The organism is Streptomyces sp. SLBN-8D4 (genome assembly GCF_049739545.1).
In the GTDB taxonomy this organism is placed as follows: Bacteria; Actinomycetota; Actinomycetes; order Streptomycetales; family Streptomycetaceae; genus Streptomyces; species Streptomyces canus_C.
In genome coordinates this window covers 9,697,901-9,721,260 of record NZ_JBMGQC010000001.1, presented here as the reverse complement: position 1 = coordinate 9,721,260, position 23,360 = coordinate 9,697,901, and the positions used below count along the sequence as shown (strand labels likewise).

The following is a 23,360-nucleotide window of genomic DNA, read 5'->3' as shown; positions in this document are numbered from 1 at the left end:
GATGGACGACGTACTGCGTTTCGCCCTGCTCGGCCTCGGTCTCGGCGCCCTCTACGCGCTCACCGCGCACGGCATCGTGCTGGTCTACCGGGGCTCCGGCGTCCTGAACTTCGCGCACGGCGCGATCGGCATGGCCGGGGCCTACGTCCAGTGGGAGCTCGCCACCCAGCACGGCGTGCCGTACTGGCCCGCCACCGCGTGCGGTGTGCTCACCTCCGCGGTCCTGGGCGTGCTCACCCACCTGCTGGTGCTCCGCCCGCTGCGCAAAGCGTCCTCGCTGGCCCGCCTGGTCGGCACCCTCGCGGTCTTCATCGTGCTCACCGCGATCGCCGTCAAGCGCTACGGCGACAGCCTGGAGCTGGTGCCGGGCAAGCTGCCCACCAAGCTGCTGACGATCGCCGGGGCGACGGTCTCCGAGGACCGTGTGTGGCTGATCGGCGTCGCGGTCGTCGTGACCGTGCTCCTCCACCTCCTCTACAAGCGCACCCTGTTCGGTCTGGGCACCAGCGCGGTCGCGGAGAACGAGGGCGTGGCCGCCTCGCTCGGCTGGTCCCCGGACCTGATCGCCACCGGCAACTGGGCGCTGGGATCGGCGCTCGCGGGGCTGACGGGCATCCTGATCGTGCCGGTCATCGGCCTGTCGGTGACCGGGCTGACCACCCTCCTGCTCAGCGCCCTGGCCGCCGCCCTGGTCGGCAGGTTCTCCTCGTTCCCCGTCACACTGGCGGGCGGCCTGGTCATCGGCGTCGTGCAGTCCGAACTGACCCGCTTCGGCTCCGACGTCACCGGGCTCGCCGCCTCGGTCCCCTTCCTCTTCATCGCCCTGGTCCTGGTCGCCCGCGGCCGGGCGCTGCCGCTGCGCGGCACATTCCTGGACCGGCTGCCCGGTCTGGGCACCGGGAAGGTCCGCCCCCTGCCCTTGACGCTCGCCGTCGTGACCGGGCTGGCGCTGGTCAGCCTGGCGACACCGCTGTGGGCCGACGCGATCACCACCACCCTGGTGCTGTCGCTGATCATCCTGTCGATCGTCGTCGTCACCGGATACGCGGGACAGGTCTCCCTCGCGGCCTACGCACTGGCCGGGACCGGCGCCTTCCTCGCCGGACACGCGGCGGCCGACTGGGGATGGCCGTTCGAACTCGCCCTGCTGGCCGGGGTGTTGGGGACCGTGCCGATCGGCCTGCTGTTCGCGCTCCCCGCCGTCCGCACCCGCGGCGTCAATCTCGCGATCATCACCCTCGGCCTCGGCACCACCCTGGAGGCGATGGTCTTCCAGAACACCGACCTGTCGACGACCCCCGGCAGCGACGGCATCGCGGTGGGCAAGCAGACGCTCTTCGGGATCAGCATCTCCGGCGTCGACCATCCGCAGCGGTACGCCGCCGTGGTGCTCGTGCTGTTCGTCGCCGCCACGCTCGTCGTCGCCAACGTGCGGCGCAGCCGGACCGGCCGCCGGCTGATCGCCGTACGGGCGAACGAGCGGGCCGCCGCCGCCCTCGGCATCGACGTCCGCGCCGCCAAGCTCTACGCCTTCGGACTGTCCGCGGCCATCGCCGCGCTCGCCGGAGTGCTCACCGGCTTCCGCTCGACCTCGGTCGTCCTGTCCGACTTCGCGAGCTTCGGCTCCATCACCGCGCTCGGCCTCGCGGTCATCGGCGGGGTCGGTTTCCTCGTCGGTCCGCTGTTCGGCGCGACCTTCGCCGCGGGCACGGTGGGGGCCCGGTTCGGGGACCTCGTGCTGCCCGGGCTGAGCGCGTGGATGCCGTTGATCGGCGGGATCATCCTGGTGCTGACGCTGGTGGGCAACCAGGACGGCATCGGCAAGGGCCTCGGCACACGGGCGGCGGGGAGCCGACTCAAGCTGCCCCCGAAGCGCCCTGCGACCGTCCCCAAGGACGAGCCGCCGGCCGCCCCGACCGTGCCCCGTGCCGCCCCGCTCCCCCTCCAGGTACGGGACCTCACCGTCCGCTACGGCGGTGTCGTCGCCGTCGACGGGCTCTCCCTGGATGTCGGACCGGGCCAGGTCGTGGGGCTCATCGGTCCCAACGGCGCCGGCAAGACCTCCGCCATCGACGCGGTCACCGGCTTCACCCGGGCAGCGTCGGGCAGTGTCCGGCTCGGGGACCGGGACGCGACCCGGCTGCCGGTCCACCGGCGGGCCGCCGCCGGTCTGAGCCGGTCCTTCCAGTCCCTGGAGCTGTTCGAGGACATGACCGTCCTGGACAACCTGTACGCGGCCTGCGACCGGCCCGGCCGGTGGGCATACCTCACGGATCTCGTCCGGCCCGGCAGCCGCCCGCTGCCTGCCCATGTACTCGTCGCGGTACGGGAGTTCGGTCTCCAGGACAGCCTGGACCGGCCGGTGGACGACCTGTCGTACGGAGAGCGCCGGCTGCTGGCCATCGCCCGCGCCGTTGCGGCCTCGCCGTCCGTGCTGCTCCTCGACGAACCGGCGGCGGGCCTCTCGGACGACGAGACCGGGGAACTGGCCCATCTGGTACGGCGGCTCGCTAAGGACTGGGGCATGGGGGTGCTGCTCGTCGAGCACGACGTCGACATGGTGATGAGCGTCTGCGACCAGGTCGTGGTCCTGGACTTCGGCCGCCGGATCTGTGCCGGCACACCGGAGGAGGTCCGGCGCGATCCGGCGGTGCGGGCGGCTTACCTGGGCGACCTGGAGCCGGAGACGCTGGTCTGAGCGCCCCGTCCCGGGCAACACCGAGAACCGGAGGCGCTGATCTCAGCGCCTCCGGTGGCAGTAGCAGGAGCCGTGTCAGGCGTCGCGCAGATCCGCGACGTACGGCTGATGGGACAGCAGGCCGCCGTCCACGCGAAGAGTGTGCCCGGTGATGAAGACCGACTCGTCGGAGGCGAGGAAGACGACCGCCGACGCGACGTCCTCCGGGCGTCCCAAGCGCGGCGTGAGGTGATGGCGCAGCATCGCCTCCCGGATCGCCCCGTGCGCCGAACCGGAGCTGGCCGGTGTGACGATGAAGCCGGGCGCGATGGCGTTGCAGCGCACGCCCTGCTTGCCGTACTGGGTGGCGACATACTGCGTGAGGTTGATGAGGGCGGCCTTGGAGGCGCCGTACGCCGGGTTGCGCAGGTCGCCCGAAAGCCCGGCCCCTGACGAGGTGTTGATGATGGAACCGCCGCCCCGCGCGATCATGTGGGGGACGGCGGCCTGGACGGCGACCATGGTCCCGCGCAGGTTGATGCGCATCGTGTCGTCCCAGACCGCCGGATCGGCCTCGACTACGGCGAGGTCCTGACGGGCGGCCAGGTGGGTGGCCGCCGCGTTGTTGTGCAGGACGTCGAGACCGCCGTACGTCTCGACCGCGGCTGCCACCATGGCTCGTACGCTCTCGGTGTCGCCGAGGTCGACCGGGACGGCAGTCGCGGAGCCGCCGGCAGTGCGGATCTCCTCCGTCACCGCCTTGGCGCCGTCGAGGTTCAGGTCGGCGACCACCGTATGCGCGCCCTCGGCCGCCAGGCGGCGTGCGGTGGCCGCGCCGATGCCGGACGCGGCCCCGGTGACTACCGCGATCTTGTCCTGGAGTCGCGTCATCGCGAACCGCCCGTTCTACTCGGTGAGTTGACTGCCGACGACCGAAACGAACGAGACGCACTCGCCGGGTCCGCCGCCGAGGTTGTGGGTCAGGGCGAGCGAGCGCCCTTCGGCCACGGACTTCACCGTCCGCTCGGCCGGTGCCTCGCCGCGCAGTTGGAGCCAGGCCTCGAACATCATGCGCAGTCCTGAGGCGCCGATGGGGTGGCCGAAGGCCTTCAGGCCGCCGTCCGGGTTGACCGGCAGCGAGCCGTCCAGGTCGAACGCCCCGCTGGTGACGTCCTTCCATCCCTGACCGCGCTCGGAGAAGCCCAGGTCCTCCATCAGCACCAACTCAGTTGGCGTGAAGCAGTCGTGGACCTCGGCGAGGGCGAGCTCGGCGCGCGGGTCGGTGATGCCCGCCTGCCGGTAGGCCTCCTGTGCGGAGGCGACGACCTCGGGGAAGGTCGTGAAGTCGTACTCGGGGTCGAGGAGCCCGTCCGCCGGACCCGCGACGAAGGACAGCGCCTTCACGAAGATCGGCCTGTCGGTGTACTTGTAGGCGTCCTCGGCGCGCACCACGATCGCCGCCGCCGAACCGTCCGAGACGCCCGAGCAGTCGAACACGCCCAGCATGCCCGCGACGATCGGGGCCGACCGGATGCGCTCCAGCGGCACCTCCTTGCGGAACTGCGCGCGCGGGTTGCGGGCCCCGTTGACGTGGTTCTTCCAGGCGATGCGGGTGATGACGTCCTTCATCTCCTCCCCCGCCAGGCCGTACTTTGCGGCGTAGGCCGGGGCCAGGAGGGAGAAGTTGGCCGGGGCGGTGATCTCCCCGCGGCTGTCGTCGCCCGCGCCCGGAATGGCCGTACCGGACAGTCCGGACATGCCGGAGTCCTTGAGCTTCTCCACGCCTACGGCCATCGCCACGTCGTACGCCCCAGAAGCGACGGCATAGCAGGCGTTGCGCAGGGCCTCGGAGCCGGTCGCGCACATGTTCTCGACGCGGGTGACCGGCTTGTGGGGCAGGTGGAGCGCCCGGCTCAGGGTCAGCCCGGACACGCCGGACGCCTGGGTGCCGAACCAGTACGCGTCGATGTCGTCGAGGGTGATGCCGGCCGAGGCGACGGCCTCGCCGACGGCGTCGATCAGCAGGTCGTCCGCCGAGCGGGTCCAGTGCTCGCCGAAGGGCGTGCAGCCCATGCCGACGATCGCGACCCGGTCGCGTATTCCGTGCGAGCCCATCAGTGTGTCCCCTCGGTCTCGCCCGTGCGCACCGGCCGGGCCTTCCAGAAGTAGTTGTGGACGCCGGACGCCGTGACCGTGCGCCGGAACGTCATCTCGACCCGGGCGCCGATGGCGGCGTCGGCCTCGGTGGCGTCGGTCAGCTGGCAGCGGAACCGGCCGCCGCCGTCGTAGTCGACGACCACGACGAGCATCGGCGGACTCGGCGTGGCCGCAAGGCGGTCGACGGTGAACGTGGCGACCGTGCCGCACACGTCCGCCATCGGCTCGTCGGTCATGGCGTCGACGCTCCGGCAGGAGGTGCACACCCGGTCCGGCGGCAGATGCCGGGTGGCGCACTTCTCGCAACGGGAGGCCACGAAGCCGTACTTCCAGCCGGTGCGGCGGTGTGCGGGCGGTGCGTACGGCGGCTCCGGGTCCGGCCGGCGGGGCGGTTCGCGGTCGAGGAGGCCGCGCCAGGACAGGTAGGTGGCGTACGGCATCGGGGCGCTGCCCGCGGCGATCTGGGCGGCGACCGGGCGGGCGGCGCGGTGGGCCGGGAGCGCGTCGGTGGCGCGCAGCAGGAGGACTCCGGCGCCGTCGCCGAGCACGACGAGGGCGATGGTCTCGCCGGGCCGGGCCCGGTCGAGGACGTCGGCGAGGAGCAGTCCGGGCTGGGCGGTGCCGGCGTTGCCGATCGCCCCGGTGAGGTCCGGGGCCACCGCCTCGGGACGGACACCGGCGGTGCGCCGTACCGCCGCGCACGCGCGCGCGTGCAGACCGGCGACCACGAAGTGGTCGATCGCGCCGATGTCGACCGCCGCGTGGTCGAGTGCCGCGGTGAGGGCCTTGTCCGCGAGGGACACGTAGATCTCCTCGGCGAAGCGCTCCTCCCAGACCCGGGAGACGGGCGCGCCGGGCAGCCGCCAGCGGTCGAGGAGTTCGTCGCTGACCGTGTCGTGGGCGAGCAACTCCGCGATGACGGGGGCCCCGTTGCGGTGTCCGCCGAAGACGAACGCCGCCGCGCCGTCGCCGCCCGCGACCTCGTCGGTACCGCCGGGCAGGCCGATACGCAGGTCCGACAGGACCGCCAGGGTCGGCACCGGGGACCGGGCGGCGGTGACCAGGGCGCCGAGGCCGGAGCGCACGGAGCCGGCCATGTCGGCGGCGAGCACGTGCGGGTCGAGGCCGAGTGCGGCGTGCACAGCGGTGGCGTTGGTCTTGTCGAGGTAGGCGGGGGCGGCGGTGGCGAGGAAGAGCTGGCTGACGCGGGCCCGCAGACCGTCGCGGGCCAGGGCGCCGCGGGCCGCCTCGACGGCCATGGACGTGGTGTCCTCGTCGTAGCCCGCGACCGCGCGGGTTCCCTTGCCTCCCTTGCCTCCCAGGGCGGCTGCGACATCCGTCCTCGCGAGGCGGTGGTACGGCACGTAGGCGCCGTACGCGATCAGTCCGGCCATGTCAGCGTCCTCCATGAACGTGGGTTGCGTGGGTCGGCCGTTCGAACACCGCGGCCAGACCCTGGCCCCCGCCCAGGCACATGGTCTCCAGGCCGTAGCGGGCCTGGCGGCGGTCGAGTTCGCGCAGCAGGGTGGCGAGGATGCGGCCGCCGGTGGCACCGACGGGGTGGCCCAGCGAGATGCCGGAGCCGTTGACGTTGAACCGTTCGAAGTCGGTCTCGGTCAGGCCCCATTCACGGGTGCAGGCCAGTACCTGGGCGGCGAAGGCCTCGTTGAGTTCGATCAGGTCGATGTCGGCGAGCTTCAGTCCGGCTCGCTCCAGGGCCCGGGCGGTGGCGGGTACCGGGCCGATGCCCATCGTCTCGGGTGGTACGCCGACGACGGCCCAGGAGACCAGGCGGCCGAGCGGGCGCAGTCCGAGTTCGGCGGCGCGCTCGGGGTGGGTCACGACACAGAGCGCGGCGCCGTCGTTCTGGCCGCTGGCGTTGCCCGCGGTGACGGTGGCCTCCGGGTCCTGGCGGCCGAGCACGGGACGCAGCGTCGCGAGCTTCTCCAACGAGGAGTCGGGGCGCGGGTGTTCGTCGGTGTCGACGACCGTCACGCCCTTCCGGGACCGTACGGCGACGGGCACGATCTCGTCGGCGAACCGGCCCTCCCGCTGGGCCGCGACGGCCTTCTCGTGGGAGCGCAGGGCGAGGTGGTCCTGTTCCTCGCGCGGGATGGCGTACTCGCGCCGAAGGTTCTCGGCGGTCTCCAACATGCCCCCGGGGACGGGGTGGTTGACCCCTCCTGACGTGACGCGCCCGCGCGCCAGCCGGTCGTGCAGGGTGGTGCCGGCCCCGCGCACGCCCCAGCGCACACCGGTCGTGTAGAACTCGGCCTGGCTCATGGACTCGACGCCCCCGGCCAGCACGAGGTCGCTCGCACCGGTCTGCACCTGCATCGCCGCGGTGATGATCGCCTGCAGTCCGGAGCCGCAGCGGCGGTCGATCTGCAGTCCCGGCACCGCCACGGGCAGACCGGCGTCCAGGGCCGCCACGCGGCCGATGGCCGGGGCCTCGCCGTTGGGGTAGCACTGGCCCAGCAGCACGTCGTCCACGGCTGCGGGCGGTATGCCGGTGCGTTCCAATACGGCGCGTACGACCGTGGCGGCGAGTTCGGCCGCCGTCACGTCGCGGAGGGCGCCGCCGTAGCCGCCGACAGGGGTACGCACGGGTTCGCAGATCACCGCGTCACGCAGGAGGGCGGGCATCAGCAGTTGCCTTTCATGAGGGGTCACATGTACCGGCCGCCGGTGACCTCGACCACGGCCCCGGTGACGTAGCTCGCCAGGTCGGAGGCGAGGAACAGGACGACCTGGGCCACCTCGGCGGGCTCTCCGGCACGTCCCATCGGGATCTCCGCGAGCTTCGCGTCCCAGGCGGCCTCGGGCATCGCCTCGGTCATGGCGGTACGGATCAGGCCGGGCTGGACGGCGTTGACGCGGATGCCCGCTTTCGCGAGTTCCTTGGCGGAGGCCTTGGTGAGGCCGACGAGTCCCGCCTTGGCCGCGCTGTAGTTGGTCTGGCCGAAGTTGCCGACCTTGCCGGCGATGGAGGAGATGTTGACGATGCTGCCGCCCCGACCGTGCGCGCGCATCGCCTCCGCGGCGTACCGGGTGCCGTTCCAGGCACCGGTCAGATGCACGTCGACGACGGCGCGGAAGTCGGCGAGAGCCATCTTGCGCAGGGTCGCGTCCCGGGTGATCCCGGCGTTGTTGACCATCACGTCGACCGGTCCGAAGCTGTCGGCGCAGTGGGCGACGAGGGCGGCGACCTCGTCCTCGTCGGTGACGTCACAGCGCAGTGAGGTGGCGGCCACACCGTTCTCGGCCAGGCGTTCGGCGGCTTCCGCCGCCGCGTCCTCGTTGATGTCACCGAGGACGACGCGCGCCCCCTCGGCGCCGAGGACGCCGGCGATCTCGAAGCCGATGCCCTGTGCGCCGCCGGTGATCACCGCGTTCCGGCCGTCCAGCAGTCCCATGTCAGCCCGCCCTGGCTCGACGCTATTCCTCTTAAATAGATAACCTATTATGCTGAAACAATCAATACAGCGACCGAGCTGTGCGCACGGGACCGGACGAGGAGAGTACGCAGGTGGACATCAGCTATCCCCCCGAGACCGAGGCGTTCCGCACCGAGGTCAGGGCGTTCCTCGCCGAGACACTGCCGCCGGACTGGAACGGGATCGGCGCCCTCGACGAGGAGGCGGCCTGGGCCTTCGCCCGCAACTGGCGCCGACTGCTGGCCGAGCGCCGCTACCTCTCCCTGACCTGGCCCGAGGAGTACGGCGGCCGGGGCCTGACCAAGCTCCACCAGGTGGTGCTGATGGAGGAACTGGCGCTGGCCGGTGTGCCGTTCGGACTGCCGCAGGACACCTTCGGGGTGAAGATGCTGGCCAACACGCTGCTGCGCTGGGGCACGGACGAGCAGAAGGCCCACTTCCTCCCCCGCATCCTCAGTGGCGAGGACACCTGGTGCCAGGGGTACTCGGAGCCGGACGCGGGCTCGGACCTCGCCTCCCTGCGGACGCGTGCGGTGCGCGACGGCGAGGAGTGGGTGATCGACGGCCAGAAGGTGTGGACCTCCGGCGCCCATCACAGCGACTGGATCTTCGTCCTGGCCCGCACGAACCCGGATGCCGCCAAGCACCGCGGCATCTCCCTCCTGCTCGTCCCCCTCGACCAGCCCGGCGTCGAGGTGCGGCCGTTCCGCATGATGAGCGGGCAGCTGCATTTCAACGAGGTCTTCTTCCAGGGCGCCCGCACGCGCGCGGATCTGGTCGTCGGCGGCGTCGACAACGGCTGGACCGTCGCCCAGAGCCTGCTCGGCGTGGAGCGCGGGGAAGAGGCGGCGACCAACCCGATCCTCTTCAAGGCGGAGGTGGAACGCCTCGTCGAGCTGGCGCGGCTGTACGGCAAGGACCAGGACCCCGTGATCCGGCAGCGCATCGCCTGGTGCTGGTCCAAGGTCGAGATCATGCGCTATCTCGGCTACCGGATCCTCACCGGCTGGCTCAAGGGCGCCGAGCCCGGGCCCGAGTCGTCCATCGCGAAGCTGTACTGGAGCGAGTACCACACCAAGGTCACCGATCTGGCGATGGACATCATGGGCCTGCACGGCCAGGTGCCGGTCGGCCGCCCGCCCCTGCGCACCTACCGCACCGACGACCCCGGCGCCGCGAACTCCTCGGCGTCCTGGTCGACGACCTACCTCATCGCCCGCTCCGGCACCCTCTACGCGGGGACCTCCCAGGTGCAGCGGAACATCCTCGCGGAGAAGGTGCTGGGCCTGCCACGGGAGCCGAGGGCGGCGGCGGGTTAGCCCGCGGTCGGGGGCTGTGCCGGCTGCTGCGGCGGGCCACGTCGCGGGCGGGGCAGGCGGGCCTCGTGGGCCGCGTCGCAGGCGGGGCGGGCGAGGCCTGATGGGGCGCTTCGCGGGCGGGGTGAGCGGCGTCTGGTGGGCCAGGTCGCGGGCCGGACGAGCGGAGCCTGATGGGCCAGGTCACGGGCGGGTCGAACGGCGGCTGGTGGGCCAGGTCGCGGGCGGGACGATCGAAGCCTGATGGGGCGCATCGCAGACCGGCCGAACGGCGACTGGTGGGCCAGTGTTGCGGGCCGGACGAGCGAAGCCTGATGGGCCAGGTCACGGGCGGGACGAGCGAAGCCTCATGGACCGCGTCGCAGCCGGGACGTGCGGCGCCCGCTGGGCCAGGTCGGAGCCGGGGCATGCCACGTCCGCTGGGCTACCTCACAAGCGGGACATGTGGCGCCCGCAGGGGCACCTCACAGACGGGACATGCCCCGTCTGCTGGGCCTCCTCGCAGACGGGGCAACCGACACCCGGTCGGCCACCTCACGGACGCGACAACCGACACCCGGTCGGCCACCTCACAGACGCGACAACCGACACCCGGTCGGCCACCTCACAGACGCGACAACCGACACCCGGTCGGCCACCTCACAGACGCGACAACCGACACCCGGTCGGCCACCTCACAGACGCGACAACCGACACCCGGAGGGCCATCTCCCCGGCGGCGCAAGTGGAGTCCGGCGGGCCGGATCGTCATGCCCGTTGGGCCCCCGGCCGCAGTGGGTCTATCGTCGGGATCCTGGGGCCAGACGATGAAGGGCGGCCGGAATGCCGCAGGACGAGGCCGTGATCGGCTGCACGGGGAAGCTGCTCATCGGAACCCGCGGTTCCGCGGGCCCCGGCGAGATCCTCGTGCGGGTCAGGGGCGGCTCGGAGACCTTCCTCGCCTGGTCCGAGGATCCCCTGCCCACCGGAGCGACCGTGCTCGTGATCGAGTCGCGTGGAGGCCGCACGGTCGGCGTCATCGAGTGGGCGGATCCATTGGACGCGCTCGGCGATCCCGCCGGCGCCGGCTGAGGAGTAATGATGTTCGGATACCGCGTTCCCGCTCCCGACGAGGCGATGTTGATCTCGGGCGGACGGCGGGGACTGGGGGGCGCGCCGTTCCGAGTGGTGACAGGGCACGGCAAGTTCGTGCTCCCGATCTTCCGCAAGACCCGGTTCCTCACCCTGTCGATGTGCGAGTCCGAGGTCACCGAGACCTGTGTGACCAGGCAGGGCATCGCGCTGCACGTCCGCGCGGTCATCGCCTTCAAGGTCGGCAACGACCACGAGAGCATCATCAACGCCGGCCAGCGGTTCCTCTCCGACCAGGACCAGATGTCGGTGCTGACCGGCCGGATCTTCGCCGGTCACCTGCGGGCCATCATCGGCTCGATGACGGTCGAGGAGATCGTCACCGAGCGGCAGAAGCTCGCGGCGGAGGTCCTGGACACCTCGAAGACCGAGATGGCGAAGATCGGCCTGATCGTGGACTCGCTGCAGATCCAGTCGATCGACGACGGCGACACCGGCTACATCGACGCGATGTCCGCGCCGCACAAGGCGGCCATCCAGCGGCAGGCGCAGATCGCCCAGGCCCAGGCCACCCAGGCCTCGGTCGAGGCGGAGCAGGTGGCGGCCCGCAACCAGGCCGAGTACGCCCGTCAGACCGCCGTGGTCAAGGCGGAGTACTCGGCCGAGGTGGACCGTGCCCAGGCGCGGGCCGCGCAGGCCGGGCCGCTGGCGCAGGCCCACGCCCAGCAGGAGGTTCTCGACGCACAGACCGAACTGGCCCTGCGGCAGGCGAAACTGCGCCAGCAGCAGCTGGTGGCCGAGATCGTGAAGCCCGCCGAGGCCGAGGCCGAACGGATCAGGGTGCTCGCCGCCGCCGAGGCGCAGCGCATGAAGATCCAGGCGGAGGCGGCGGCCTCCTACGACCGGGTCGCGCTCGACCGGATGCTCATCGACCAGCTCCCGCAGATCGTGAAGGAAGCCGCGGGCGGTCTCGCAGGCGCCAACGTCAACGTCCTCAACGGCGCCGACGGGCTCGGCGAGATCGCCGCCGGTCTGGTGTCGCAGGGCCTGACGATCCTCGACTCGGTCCGGCAGAACCTGGGCGGCCCGGACTCCTCCGACGACCGCCGTCGACCGGAGAGCAGCGACAACGGTCTGCTCCAGCTGCACTCACGCAAGGACGACAAGGCGGACGACGGCCCGGTCAACGTCGACTGACGGTTCCCCTCCCGGGGTCAGGGCGATGAGGCGGGGCGTGTCGACCGGTACGCCTCATCGCCCCCACCTCCCGCTCGGACCAGGCTTCCCCGAGCGCGAACCTCGCCCGCATTCAGGCGCCGGACACCCCCGGTCCCCGTTGCTCGAAAGCCCTGAGCGGCGGCACCGGACGCGGCCCGGTCCCCGGGACCCAGCCCATGTCCAGCTTGCGCAGTCCCACGCCGTCCGGCGCCCAGATGTGGCAGCTGTTCAGCACGCCCGCCGTGGAGCGCGGGCCCTGGGACTGCTCACCGGCGTACCGCAGGCCCGCGTTCGCCGAGATGGCGGCCTGCACCACCGCGGGGCCCAGGGCGCGGGCCAGCTCGTACAGGTGCGAGCAGCCGGACACCCCGCGGAACCGCTCCTGGATGGCCCGGTTGTATCCGGCGGCGACGCTGAGCCCGACCAGCCCGTCGAACACCGGGGTGATCAACGGGCACTCGGCGTGCGGGAAGGTCCGCATGTCCGCGTCGGCGTGCACGACGACCATGTCCGCCAGGCGCACGCGCACGGCGAGCGCCATCCGGTGGACGACGCCGGCCGACGGCTCCGCCCAGGGGCGCACGTCGCTCAGTTCCGCCTCGACCGAGATCTCGTCGCGGCCCTCCGCGTACGCGGTGACGGTGATCGTGCGGCGGTGCAGCGGGAGTTCGGACCGGGTCACGACGACGCCTCCTGAGGAAGCGCCGGGGCCACGGCCGGGGTCTCCCCCAGCCCCGCGAACTCCGGCGGCCGGCGCTCGATGAAGCTGCGCACGCCCTCGCGGTAGTCCGGGGCGCGTTTCGCCGTGGCCAGCAGGGCGGCAGCGTGATCGCGGCTTTCGGTGAAGGTCCTCGCCTGGTCGTCGGCGAGCTGTCGCTTGATGAGGGACATCGCGTACGGGCTGGCCGAGCGGGCCAGTTCACTCGCGTAGGCGAGCGCCGCCGGGAGCAGGCCCTGGGGTTCCACCAGGCGGTTGACCAGGCCCATGGCCAGGGCCTCCGTCCCGTTGATCCGGCGCGAGGACAGCAGCAGGTCGGCGGCGTTGCCGTAGCCGACCAGCCGGGGCAGGATCCAGGACACGCCGTCCTCGGCCACCAGCCCGCGGGCGCTGAAGGCGGCCGCGAATTTGGCGTGCGGCACGGCGAACCGGACATCGCACATCAGTGCCTGGTTGAACCCGATGCCGGCGCAGGCGCCGTTGACGGCCGCCACCACGGGCTTCGGGAAGGACATGGGGCGGGTGCGCGCGGGCAGCCGGTCGGTCGGCCAGGGACGGGCGCCCGACGAGGCGGCGTCCAGGACACTCATGTCCATGCCCGGGCAGAAGCTGCGTCCGGCGCCGGTGAGCACCACGGCCCGCACGCGTGGATCGTGTTCCGCCCGGTCGAACAGTTCGTTGTAGAGCAGCTCCATCTCCAGCGTCCAGGCGTTGTGCCGCTCGGGCCGGTTCAAGGTCAGCAGCATGACCCCGTCGTCGGTGAGATCGGTGAGGATCTCCGGGGCCGGGTTCTCGGTCATCGAGGTCACTCCCGCGGTATCCGTCGGCTGGACCGGACTGGATCGGCTTTATAGCTAGATGAATCATCTATATACCCAAGGACCGCCGGGGCGCCAGATCAGGTCGTGCACGGAGACGATCACCGAGGGCTTGACCTGGTACCCTCGATGCACTAAGACGATTCATTTAGCTATACGAGGAGCCCACCGTGGCCGAGGCAGCCCGCACCGCAGAAACGGCGACCGTGCCGGTCCCCGCCCGCAGTCGCGTCGGACGTCAGGTGCGGGTGCCGAAGACCGCCGAGCTGGTCGCCGCCCACCTGCGTCGCCAGATCGTACGGGGCGAGCTGAAGCCCGGCGACGCGCTGCCGCCGGAGTCGGGCCTGATGGAGCAGTTCGGCATCTCGCGGCCCACGCTGCGCGAGGCGTTCCGGGTGCTGGAGTCGGAGTCCCTGATCACGGTGCGCCGCGGCGCCCACGGCGGCGCCCGGGTGAGCGCTCCGGACTCGGACGTCGCCGCTCGCTTCGCCGGCCTGATCCTCGAGTACCGCGGCGCCACGCTGGGCGACATCTACCGCGCCGCGGCCCTCATCGAGCCGCCCTGCGCCCGCCAGCTCGCCACCAAGCACACGGACGACGACATCAAGCGGCTGCGTGACGCGGTGGCGGCCGAGAAGGCCGTCCTCGACGACCCGCTCGCCCTGGTCGACGCGCAGGACGCCTTCCACGCTCTGCTGGTCGAACTCACCGGCAACCAGACCCTGATCCTGCTGTGCGGCATGCTGCGCAACATCATCGACCGGGCCAACGCCTCGTACACGGCGGGCGCGGCCGACGCCGAAGCCCAGAAGACGCAGGCCCTCAAGGGGCACCGGGCGCATGTGCGGATGGTCGGCCTGATCGAGTCCGGCAAGGCGGACGAGGCCGAGAAGCTGTGGCAGCGGCACATCTCCAGCGCGGACGACGTCGTGAACTCCGCGGGACCCAAGACGGTGCTCGAACTCCTCGACTGACCGGCTCCACCCCCGCGGCGGACCCGCCTCCGTTCACCCCTTGCGCTCTCTAATCAGTTAGATAATTATAGAAGGCGTACTGAATAGTTCCTGGGGCCCGGAGGCGACGCCATGGCCGAACAGCGCAAGCCCATCTTCGACTGCGACCAGCACATGTACGAGGAGCGGGACTCCTTCACCCGCTACCTTCCGAAGGAGTTCCTCGGTGCGGCCGTCGCCCCGGTGACCCTGCCGGACGGGCGGGAGGTGATCCTCGCCGGGGACCGCATCGTCGTATGCCTGGAACCGGAGTTCGGGCAGGTCTACCGGCCCGGTTCGCTCAAGGAGATGCTCAAGGCGATGGCCTCGGGCAATCCCGAGGAGACGTACCAGTTCGAGCCGATGCACGAGTCGTACCAGAACCGCGAGGCCCGGCTGCGGGTCATGGACGAGCAGGGTCTGGACCAGACGATCATCTACCCGGGCGGCTGGGCGCTGGTCGCCGAGGAGTACGTGAAGGGCGTGGAGCCGCTCTACGCCAACTACCACTCCTTCAACCGGTACATGAACGAGGTCTGGGGCTTCAACCACCAGGGCCGCATCTACGCCCCCGCGCTGCTGTCGCTACGCGATCTGCCCAGCGCCGTCAAGGAGTTGGAGTACGTCCTCGACCAGGGCGCCCGCTTCATCCTGCTGCCCACCGGCCCCGTGTACGGCCGCTCGCCCGGCGACCCGTACTTCGACCCGTTCTGGAAGCTGGTCAACGAGGCCAAGGCGAGCGTCTGCTACCACATCAGCGAGTTCTACTACAACTCGCAGGTGGCACCCTCCTGGGGCTACGACCCGAATCCCATCCACTTCCGGATGTCGGCCTGGCAGTGGCAGAACACCTACGGCCAGCGCCCCGTCGAGGAGACGCTGTCCGCGCTGATCTTCGACAACCTCTTCGGCCGGTTCCCCGACATCAACGTCCTGGTGTCCGAGTTCGGCTCCGAGTGGGTGCCGCACTTCGTGCGCCACATGGACAAGAGCCGTGGCATGGGCCGCAACGGCCCCTGGATCGGCGGGCAGTTGGACGAACGCCCCAGCCAGGTCTTCCGCAAGCACGTCCGCGTGGTGCCCTATCCGGAGGACGACATCGTGAACGTCGTCAAGCGCCTCGGCTACCACGAGTCCATCGTGATGGGCTCCGACTTCCCGCACGCGGAGGGCCTGGCCAATCCGGCCGACTTCCGCAAGCTCATCGCGGAACTCGACGAGTCGGCGCAGGACGACATCATGTTCAACAACGCCCAGCAGCTGATCAGCCGCTGAGCGACACGGTCAAGCAGAGAGCCCGGTACCGGAATTCGGTACCGGGCTCAGATCCGTCCAGGTTCCGCCCGGCGGATCTTCACTGATTGAGCAGGTCCTCCCGCCGGCCTTCCGCACCGGGCTCGGACTCACCCTTGGTATAGGTCGATGTGCTTGCCGCCGGGGTCCCGCACGGTGGACGACCGCGGCTTCCACGGCCTGCCGACCGGTGCTTCGATCTCCACAGCACCGGCGGCGAGCTCACGTGCGTGCGTGGCGTCGATGCCCTCGACACCCAGGCCGAATTTCGCCGGCCCCCTTGCCACGGGTGCGACTCGGGGTTGGCGTCGTCGCACACGTCGCGGTAGAACGCGATCGATTTCGGCGGGTCGTCGGCCACGATCGTGACCTGGCTGATAGCGGCTCTGCCTTGCAGGCGGTCACGGTGCTCGGCAAGCACAGCTGCGACGGTGTGTTCGCGAACCGCGCGCATGGCATCGACGGGAACCTGGAGACGCCGCAACGTCGCGTACGGACGCGCCTCATCAACCTGGTCAGGCCCGTACCGTCGGTATCCGGTGCCGGGGTCGACGTAGGCGGGTCTCAGCAGCCCGACATCGTCGTAGGGGACCATTGTGCAAGTCGCGGGTCGCCCGAGAGTCAACCAAGCAGCCACTGCACATCAACGAGTCCGGCAGACAACGCTCTCACGCGACGAGCGTGAGCGTAGCGGGCCGGCCAGGCGAGTCCTTCTGCAGGTGCCGGCGTCGCCGTCGTCGCGGGCGTCATGGAGGGTCTTGCGTTTCAGTGATGCGTGGAAACTCTCGCAGGCCGCGGTGTCGGCGCTGGTGCCAACGGCGCCCATCGACCGGGTCACCCCGAGGTGGTCGCAGAGTTCAGCGAGGGCCTTCGAGCCGTATTCGACGCCGGGTCGCGGCGCCGTCGATGCTGCCGAGGGTCGCAGCCGCCATCTGCAGTGCGTCGGCAACCAGGCTGCTGCGCATGCGGTCGGCGATGGATCAGCCGACGACCTTGCGGATGAAGCAGTCCAGTACGGTCGCGAGGTGGAGGAACTCCCCGTTCCGGTCACGACGCCGCCCGCTTCCCCAGCCTGCTATTACAGACGCACGGCGGCTGAGCCGGTCCTCCAGGGGGCGCCACGCCGGCCGGGCGCGGGTCAGGAGGACTGCCCGGCCGCGGCGATCCGCATGCCCACCGGTTCACCGCCATAGCGACTCCAGGGTGCTGCCCGACCCATTCCGGGTCGGCCGCACGCTGATCTGGACGGCACTCTCGACGATCTCCAGGTCCAGCAGGCACGGGCCGGGCGCGTACTTGCGGGTGTGGGTGACCACCCACCCCGCATACCTCCGGAAACCTACGGGCCGTGCCTCCGCGGCGTCGAAGCGGGCCGACCGCATCAGATGCCTGTACAACGAGGCCGGCCGTGCCCTTCTCAGGTGCGGCGCGGGCGAGGCAGCAAGGCGAACGCGCTCTCCGCAATCGAGGCCAGGCGCTCGGGACTGTGGCCGTACGCGCCGACGACATCGCTCCCGCGGATGATGGTCAGCAGAAGGTACGCGAGGTCGTCGGGATCCGCGTCGGCATCGATGTCGCCGTTGCGCTGCGCCGCTCGCACACACTCGGCCACCGCCGCCCGGACCACGGAGAAGCAGTCGTTGGCCAGGCGTTTCACCTCGGCGTCGGAGGCGCCGATCTCCAAGGCCATCTTGGCGGCGAAGCAGGCCGCCCCCGCCCGGTCGGAGGCGGGGGGTACGTCCGCGGCGAGTGGTACCCCGTGGACGGCGCGGAGCAAGTACTGGTGCAGTCGTTCCAGGGCGCCCTCGTCCGGTCCGGCGAGCATCTTGCGCGGACCCTGCGCCAGCCGGGCGAAGTAGCCGGCCATCGTCTCCAGCAGCACGCCGTGCTTGCCGTCGAACGCGCCGTAGAGACTGCCGCGGCCCAGGCCGGTGGCGGCGCTGATGTCGTCGACGCTCGTGCCGTTGTAGCCCGAGGTGCGGAACTGTCGCTCGGCGGCATGGAGGACGTGGTCGCGGTCGAAGCTTCGTGGTCTCGCCATACAAAGACCGTAAAGCCGACCCACCCTTCTTGACAACTCAGTACAGAACTGCCTAGGTTTCGGACTGTTCAGTAAATAACCATCCTGAGCTCGCCGGACAGCTTGGTCCGGACGTGCAGGACCGGTGCGGACAGTATCGACCTCAGCACAGGCGACCCCACACAGCGCCCGGCGAAGTCATGACCACAACCGAAGGAACCACCATGCAGACAGCTCCCCGAGTGGCCCTCGTGACGGGCGCCTCCTCCGGGATCGGGCGGGCGGCGGCGCTCGCCCTGGTGGGCGCCGGCTTCGCGGTGGTCGGCACGAGCCGCAACGCGGCGAACGCCGAGCCGCTCGCCGGGGTGACGTTCCTCGATCTCGACGTGGCAAGCGACAAGTCGGTCCGCGCCCTCGTCGGAGAGGTGATCGATCGGTTCGGTCGGATCGACGTCCTGGTCAACAACGCGGGCGTGGGCGCGGTCGGTGCCGGCGAGGAGAGCTCGATCCACCAGGCCACGGAGGTCTTCGATATCAACGTCTTCGGCCTGATGCGGATGACGAACGCAGTCCTGCCCCACATGCGTGCCCAGGGCAGTGGCCGCGTGGTCAACGTCTCCTCGGTGCTCGGTCTGATCCCGGCCCCCTTCATGGCCGTCTACGCCGCCACCAAGCATGCGGTCGAGGGCTACTCCGAGTCCGTCGATCACGAGCTTCGCGAGTACGGCGTCCGGATGCTGCTGGTCGAGCCGGCCTACACCAGCACGAGTTTCGAGGCGAGCAGCATGGCACCCGACTCGCCCCTGCCGGTCTACGCCGCACAGCGGGAGGTTTCCCGAGAGGTGCTGGCCACGGCCGTGCGCAACGCCGACGGCCCGGACGTCGTCGCGAAGGTGATCGTCGCGGCGGCAACCGATTCCAGGCCCAAGCTCCGGTACACCGCCGGCCCGATGGCCAAACGCGTGAGCGTCCTGCGCCGAATCGTGCCCTCGCGCGCCTTCGACAGACAGATCCGCAAGCTCAACCGACTGGCCGGCTGACCCCGCAGTACGGGGCGGCGCCCGAGGAGACGCACATGTCCGAACCAGAGACACCGAATCCAGCATCAGCATCTCCCGTCCGATCGCTCTTGGACGCTGCGCGGACCGTCATCCTGACCGTGGACGACGATCCCGGGGTGTCCCGGGCCGTCGCCCGTGACCTGCGGCGGCGCTACGGCGCCTCGTACCGGATCGTGCGCGCGGAGTCCGGTGAGTCCGCGCTGGAGGCGCTGCGGGAGCTGAAGCTGCGCGGTGATCTGGTCGCGGTGATCCTGGCCGACTACCGGATGCCGCAGATGAACGGCATCGAGTTTCTGGAGCAGGCCCTGGACGTGTATCCGGGCGCCCGCCGGGTGCTGCTGACGGCGTACGCGGACTCGAACGCGGCGATCGACGCGATCAACGTCGTCGATCTCGACCACTATCTGCTCAAGCCGTGGGATCCGCCGGAGGAGAAGCTCTACCCGGTGCTCGACGACCTGTTGGAGGCGTGGCGGTGCAGTGACTTCCGGCCGGTGCCGAGCATCAAGGTCGTCGGTCACCGGTGGTCGGCGCGCTCGTCGGACGTCCGGGAGTTCCTGGCCCGCAACCAGGTGCCGTACCGCTGGTACTCCACCGAGGAGCCCGAGGGGCAGCGGCTGCTCGCGGCCGCGGAGCAGGACGGGCAGCGGCTGCCGGTGGTGATCACGGCGGACGGTACGGCGCTCGTCGAGCCGGATGTGCCCGAACTGGCCGCGCATGTGGGGCTGGCGACGACACCCACGGCCGACTTCTACGACCTGGTCGTCATCGGCGGCGGCCCGGCGGGGCTGGGCGCGGCCGTGTACGGGGCCTCGGAGGGGCTGCGTACGGTGCTGGTGGAGCGGTCGGCGACCGGCGGGCAGGCGGGGCAGAGTTCGCGGATCGAGAACTATCTGGGCTTCCCGGACGGGGTGTCCGGCGGTCAGCTCACCGACCGGGCGCGACGCCAGGCCACGAAGTTCGGCGCCGAGATCCTCTCCGCGCGGGAGGTGACCGGTCTGGAGAGCAGCGGGGCGGCGCGGCTGGTGCGGTTCGCGGACGGGTCGCAGATCGCGGCGCACAGCGTGATCCTGGCGACCGGTGTGTCGTACCGGCAGCTGGAGGCGCCGGGTGCCGACGAGTTGTCGGGCCGCGGGGTGTTCTACGGGTCGGCGCTCACCGAGGCCGCAGCCTGCCAGGGGCACGACGTGTACATCGTCGGCGGCGCCAACTCGGCGGGCCAGGCGGCGATGTACCTGTCCAGAGGCGCTAAGTCGGTGACCCTGCTGGTGCGCGGAGCGGACCTCACCGCGTCGATGTCGCACTATCTGATCCAGCAGATCGCCGAGTCGCCGAACATCTTCGTCCGGGCCCACACGGTCGTCGAGGCCGCGCACGGCGACGGCCACCTGGAGCAGCTGACGTTGCGCGACATGACGAGCGGTCGGACCGAACTGGTCGACGCGCAGTGGCTGTTCGTGTTCATCGGCGCGACCCCGCTGACCGACTGGCTGGAGGGCACGGTGTTGCGGGACGAGCGCGGGTTCATCCTCGCCGGGCCCGATCTGACCGCCGACGGGCGGCCACCGGCCAACTGGGAGCTGGAACGGCCGCCGTACCACCTGGAGACCAACATCCCCGGCGTGTTCGTCGCCGGGGACGCGCGCGCGGAGTCCGCCAAGCGGGTCGCGTCCGCCGTCGGAGAGGGAGCCATGGCCGTGATGCTCGTACACCGGTATCGGGAGCAGTCATGAGCGGGCGGCTGATGCCGTGCAGCGCGGCGGAGATCAGCTCGCTGTTCCTGTTCGAGAAGCTCAGCGCCGAGCAGATCGGCAGGCTGTGCAGCGAGGGCCGGGTCGAACTGTTCGACCCCGGGCCGGTGTTCGCCGAAGGTGACCCGGCGGCCTGCTTCTACGTGATGATCGAGGGCACGGTCGTCATGTCGCGCCGGGTGGGCGGCGACGACGTCGAGGTGAGCCGCACGTCCCAGCCAGGGGTGTACGCGGGGGCCGTGCGGGCGTACGTCGGGGACGGGAAACCGCAGCGGTACATGAACTCGGTGCGGGTGTCGGAGCCGACGCGGTTCTTCGTCCTGCCCGCCGAATCGTTCGCGAACTTCATGCACGAGTGGTTTCCGATGGCGATCCATCTCCTGGAGGGGCTCTTCCTCGGGGCGCAGACCTTTCAGCGGGCCGTCGGGCAGCGCGAACGGCTGCTCGCGCTGGGCTCGTTGTCCGCAGGTCTCACCCACGAGCTCAACAACCCGGCCGCGGCGGCCGTACGGGCCACCGCGTCGCTCAGGGAGCGGGCCGCGCACATGCGCCACAAGCTCAGCGCCATCGCCTCGGGCCCTTACCACGGCGACGCCCTGAAGGCCCTGGTCGACCTCCAGGAGCGTACGGCCGAGCGGGTCGCCAAGGCGCAGGCGCTGAGCCCGCTCGAAGCGTCCGACCGGGAGGACGAACTCGCCGACTGGCTGGACGACCACGGCGTCCGGAACGGCTGGCAGATCGCGCCGACCTTCGTGCAAGGCGGTCTCGACGTCGACTGGCTGGAGCAGATCGCGACGGCCGTCGACGAGCAGGAAATCCTGCAGAGTGCCATCGAGTGCCTCACCTACACGGTCGAGACCGAGCTGTTGATGTCAGAGATCGAGGACTCCACCACCCGCATCTCGCACCTCGTCGACGCCGCCAAGCAGTACTCGCAGCTGGACCGCGCCCCCTACCAGGTCGCCGATGTCCACGAACTCCTCGACAGCACGCTGCTGATGCTGTCAGGCAAGATCGGTCCCCAGGTCAAGGTCGTGAAGGAGTACGACCGTTCGGTGCCGAGGATTCCGGCCTACCCGGCCGAACTGAACCAGGTGTGGACCAACCTGATCGACAACGCCGTCTTCGCCATCAAGAGCGCGGGCGGCGAAGGGACGTTGACCGTACGGACGGCCCTCGAACACGACCGGCTGCTGGTGGAGTTCCGCGACACGGGCCCGGGAGTGCCGGCCGAGATCCGCGGCCGGATCTTCGACCCGTTCTTCACCACCAAGCCGGTGGGCGAGGGCACGGGGCTCGGGCTCGACATCTCCTGGCGGATCGTCGTCAACAAACACCACGGTGACCTGAAAGTCGAGTCCGTACCCGGCGACACCCGCTTCCAGGTACTGCTCCCCCTCACCGCCACCGACCCCGAACCCGAGCCCGATACCGTCCCCGACCCGGCCCAGGAGCGGTCATGACCAAGGACACCGGATTCGACCCCAGCGTCCCGCCCAGCGGGGCCGGCTGCGTCGAGTGCGACGCCGACGGCGGCTGGTGGTTCCATCTGCGGCGCTGCGCCCAGTGCGGTCACATCGGCTGCTGCGACGGCTCACCCGCCAAGCACGCCACCGGCCACTTCCGGGACACCGGCCATCCGGTGATCCACAGTTACGAGCCGGGCGAGGGCCGGTTCTGGAACTTCGAGACGTCCGAGCTGTACGACTCCGGTCCGGCCCTTGCTCCCCCGGACGCCCACCCCGCCGAACAGCCCACGCCGGGCTGCTGGTCATGGCCGAGCCGTGCGACCGCACCTCTTTACACCTGATCAACTTCACAAACCAGCGAAATAAGGAGAATGCCCGTATTGCGGCATCCCCCTCACCTGAATGGACAGAACCATGGAACGCAATGAGTCTCCCTGGGGACGTCTATCGTCGGCATCCCCGGCCGTGCTGCAGCGCCTGCTGCGCGCAGCCTTGCCATCCGAGCGCCTGAACGTCGGGGCCGAGGTGACCTCCGTCGACCAATCCGTCCCCAGCCGGGTACGAATTCCGGTCGGGAACGGCGTCCTCGAAGCAGATCTGGTCGTGGCGGCCGACAGAGTGGGCAGCAGGCTGCACAGCGACTGTTACCCGATCACGCCGGCCCCGTCTACAGCGGATCGACGGTCCTGCGTGGCATCACCAAGCACCTGATGCCGTTGCGCACCAAGGGCGCCGAGTTCGGCCATATCGGCTTCACCGACGGCCGGGCCGATGGCATACGGCGCAGGGGCCGGCTGCGCTCAGAGACCGCGAAGATCCTCGGTGTCCGGAACCCGGCCCTCAGGCCGCTCACCCACGCCGCGGGGGGCCTGGACAGCCCCGACGGCCTCGCTACCGACGCACGCCTGCGCCTGCGCCTGCGCCTGCGCCTGCGCCTGCGCCTGCGCCGAAGGCCTGCCTTGGCACTGCCGACCAAACCCGTGATCACCCAGAAGCCCAAACTGGACATTCCAGGCATCATCACGGCGAGCGAGGGTCGACCTGCCGTACTTGACAACTCAGTACAGAACAGTCTAGGTTTCTGACTGTTCAGTACACAACGGTCCTGAGCTCACCGGACAGGCTGCGTGCACGCCTTCAACGGCCGGCAGGGCACGGTCTGATCCTGGCGATCCTGGCGACGGCGAATTTCATCGCCGGACTGGATCTCCACATCACGAACGTCCCAGGCAAACCGGGGCCGGACTCTCCACAACAGCCCGCGACGCCGCCGACCACTTCCTGGCTTCCTGAACAGCTGCCCCCTGCACCCACCCAGAACTCGAAGGGTTGACCGAACCATGACTGACAAGGAAAAGCAGG

The 23,360-nt window shown here is 70.5% G+C and carries 21 protein-coding genes; 11 read left to right on the top strand and 10 right to left on the bottom strand.

The features are described from left to right. Position 1 precedes the first annotated feature (1 nt). A complete protein-coding gene (locus tag RKD20_RS44185; RefSeq protein ID WP_424882667.1) occupies positions 2–2,698 on the top strand; it encodes an ABC transporter permease subunit in 2,697 nt (898 codons plus the stop codon). Between the two features lie 75 nt (positions 2,699–2,773). Here RKD20_RS44185 and RKD20_RS44180 read toward each other — a convergent pair whose 3' ends face one another. From RKD20_RS44180 to fabG, 5 genes are read right to left on the bottom strand one after another with little or no spacing between them, the layout of a single operon-like run. After that, the gene (locus RKD20_RS44180; RefSeq protein WP_424882666.1) at positions 2,774–3,568 is read right to left on the bottom strand and encodes an SDR family NAD(P)-dependent oxidoreductase; all 795 of its coding nucleotides are present in this window, start codon (positions 3,566–3,568) and stop codon (positions 2,774–2,776) included. Positions 3,569–3,583: 15 nt separating this feature from the next. After that, positions 3,584–4,792, bottom strand: a complete 1,209-nt coding sequence (locus RKD20_RS44175) for an acetyl-CoA acetyltransferase (RefSeq protein WP_424882665.1) — start codon at positions 4,790–4,792, stop codon at positions 3,584–3,586. Then, on the bottom strand, positions 4,792–6,228 hold the full coding sequence (locus tag RKD20_RS44170) for an OB-fold domain-containing protein (RefSeq protein ID WP_424882664.1): 1,437 nt from the start codon (positions 6,226–6,228) through the stop codon (positions 4,792–4,794). The genes RKD20_RS44175 and RKD20_RS44170 overlap by 1 nt, the downstream gene beginning before the upstream one ends. Before the next feature lies 1 nt (position 6,229). After that, the gene (locus RKD20_RS44165; RefSeq protein WP_424882663.1) at positions 6,230–7,480 is read right to left on the bottom strand and encodes an acetyl-CoA C-acetyltransferase; all 1,251 of its coding nucleotides are present in this window, start codon (positions 7,478–7,480) and stop codon (positions 6,230–6,232) included. Positions 7,481–7,503: 23 nt separating this feature from the next. After that, entirely contained in the window at positions 7,504–8,250 is a 747-nt protein-coding gene (gene fabG, locus RKD20_RS44160) for a 3-oxoacyl-ACP reductase FabG (RefSeq protein WP_424882662.1), read from the bottom strand. 113 nt (positions 8,251–8,363) lie between these two features. Here fabG and RKD20_RS44155 point away from each other — a divergent pair, with 113 nt between their 5' ends. The 3 genes from RKD20_RS44155 to RKD20_RS44145 all read left to right on the top strand — a co-directional run bounded on the left by RKD20_RS44155 (position 8,364) and on the right by RKD20_RS44145 (position 11,855). Beyond that, positions 8,364–9,590, top strand: a complete 1,227-nt coding sequence (locus RKD20_RS44155) for an acyl-CoA dehydrogenase family protein (protein ID WP_424882661.1) — start codon at positions 8,364–8,366, stop codon at positions 9,588–9,590. A gap of 819 nt (positions 9,591–10,409) precedes the next feature. Continuing rightward, the gene (locus RKD20_RS44150; RefSeq protein ID WP_424882660.1) at positions 10,410–10,658 is read left to right on the top strand and encodes a hypothetical protein; all 249 of its coding nucleotides are present in this window, start codon (positions 10,410–10,412) and stop codon (positions 10,656–10,658) included. Between the two features lie 9 nt (positions 10,659–10,667). Further along, positions 10,668–11,855 (top strand): flotillin family protein, encoded by a 1,188-nt coding sequence (locus RKD20_RS44145; protein WP_424882659.1) that lies wholly within the window; start codon positions 10,668–10,670, stop codon positions 11,853–11,855. Between the two features lie 112 nt (positions 11,856–11,967). On the opposite strand, the gene RKD20_RS44140 is transcribed toward RKD20_RS44145, so the two are convergent. Together RKD20_RS44140 and RKD20_RS44135 are read right to left on the bottom strand one after the other, a co-directional pair. Continuing rightward, positions 11,968–12,558, bottom strand: coding sequence for a DUF2889 domain-containing protein (locus RKD20_RS44140; RefSeq protein ID WP_424882658.1), 591 nt, complete (start codon positions 12,556–12,558; stop codon positions 11,968–11,970). Then, on the bottom strand, positions 12,555–13,394 hold the full coding sequence (locus tag RKD20_RS44135) for an enoyl-CoA hydratase-related protein (protein ID WP_424882657.1): 840 nt from the start codon (positions 13,392–13,394) through the stop codon (positions 12,555–12,557). Before RKD20_RS44135 ends, RKD20_RS44140 begins: the two co-directional genes overlap by 4 nt. 188 nt (positions 13,395–13,582) lie before the next feature. Here RKD20_RS44135 and RKD20_RS44130 point away from each other — a divergent pair, with 188 nt between their 5' ends. Further along, the gene (locus tag RKD20_RS44130; protein WP_424882656.1) at positions 13,583–14,386 is read left to right on the top strand and encodes a FadR/GntR family transcriptional regulator; all 804 of its coding nucleotides are present in this window, start codon (positions 13,583–13,585) and stop codon (positions 14,384–14,386) included. Between the two features lie 111 nt (positions 14,387–14,497). After that, a complete protein-coding gene (locus tag RKD20_RS44125) occupies positions 14,498–15,679 on the top strand; it encodes an amidohydrolase family protein (protein ID WP_424882655.1) in 1,182 nt (393 codons plus the stop codon). 79 nt (positions 15,680–15,758) lie between these two features. On the opposite strand, the gene RKD20_RS44120 is transcribed toward RKD20_RS44125, so the two are convergent. The 3 genes from RKD20_RS44120 to RKD20_RS44110 all read right to left on the bottom strand — a co-directional run bounded on the left by RKD20_RS44120 (position 15,759) and on the right by RKD20_RS44110 (position 17,738). Then, the gene (locus RKD20_RS44120) at positions 15,759–16,292 is read right to left on the bottom strand and encodes a hypothetical protein (protein ID WP_424882654.1); all 534 of its coding nucleotides are present in this window, start codon (positions 16,290–16,292) and stop codon (positions 15,759–15,761) included. Positions 16,293–16,878: 586 nt separating this feature from the next. Continuing rightward, positions 16,879–17,079 (bottom strand): hypothetical protein, encoded by a 201-nt coding sequence (locus RKD20_RS44115; RefSeq protein WP_424882653.1) that lies wholly within the window; start codon positions 17,077–17,079, stop codon positions 16,879–16,881. Between the two features lie 35 nt (positions 17,080–17,114). Next, positions 17,115–17,738: a TetR/AcrR family transcriptional regulator gene (locus RKD20_RS44110; RefSeq protein WP_424882652.1), complete on the bottom strand. Its 624-nt coding sequence runs from the start codon at positions 17,736–17,738 to the stop codon at positions 17,115–17,117. A gap of 203 nt (positions 17,739–17,941) precedes the next feature. Here RKD20_RS44110 and RKD20_RS44105 point away from each other — a divergent pair, with 203 nt between their 5' ends. The 5 genes from RKD20_RS44105 (at position 17,942) to RKD20_RS44085 (ending at position 23,083) form a co-directional block, all read left to right on the top strand. Continuing rightward, on the top strand, positions 17,942–18,757 hold the full coding sequence (locus tag RKD20_RS44105; protein ID WP_424882651.1) for an oxidoreductase: 816 nt from the start codon (positions 17,942–17,944) through the stop codon (positions 18,755–18,757). 35 nt (positions 18,758–18,792) lie between these two features. After that, positions 18,793–20,511, top strand: a complete 1,719-nt coding sequence (locus RKD20_RS44100; RefSeq protein ID WP_424882650.1) for an FAD-dependent oxidoreductase — start codon at positions 18,793–18,795, stop codon at positions 20,509–20,511. Continuing rightward, positions 20,508–21,992: an ATP-binding protein gene (locus RKD20_RS44095; protein WP_424882649.1), complete on the top strand. Its 1,485-nt coding sequence runs from the start codon at positions 20,508–20,510 to the stop codon at positions 21,990–21,992. The genes RKD20_RS44100 and RKD20_RS44095 overlap by 4 nt, the downstream gene beginning before the upstream one ends. Further along, a complete protein-coding gene (locus RKD20_RS44090; protein WP_424882648.1) occupies positions 21,989–22,339 on the top strand; it encodes a UBP-type zinc finger domain-containing protein in 351 nt (116 codons plus the stop codon). Before RKD20_RS44095 ends, RKD20_RS44090 begins: the two co-directional genes overlap by 4 nt. 369 nt (positions 22,340–22,708) lie before the next feature. Then, the gene (locus tag RKD20_RS44085; protein ID WP_424882647.1) at positions 22,709–23,083 is read left to right on the top strand and encodes a hypothetical protein; all 375 of its coding nucleotides are present in this window, start codon (positions 22,709–22,711) and stop codon (positions 23,081–23,083) included. Positions 23,084–23,360 lie beyond the last annotated feature (277 nt).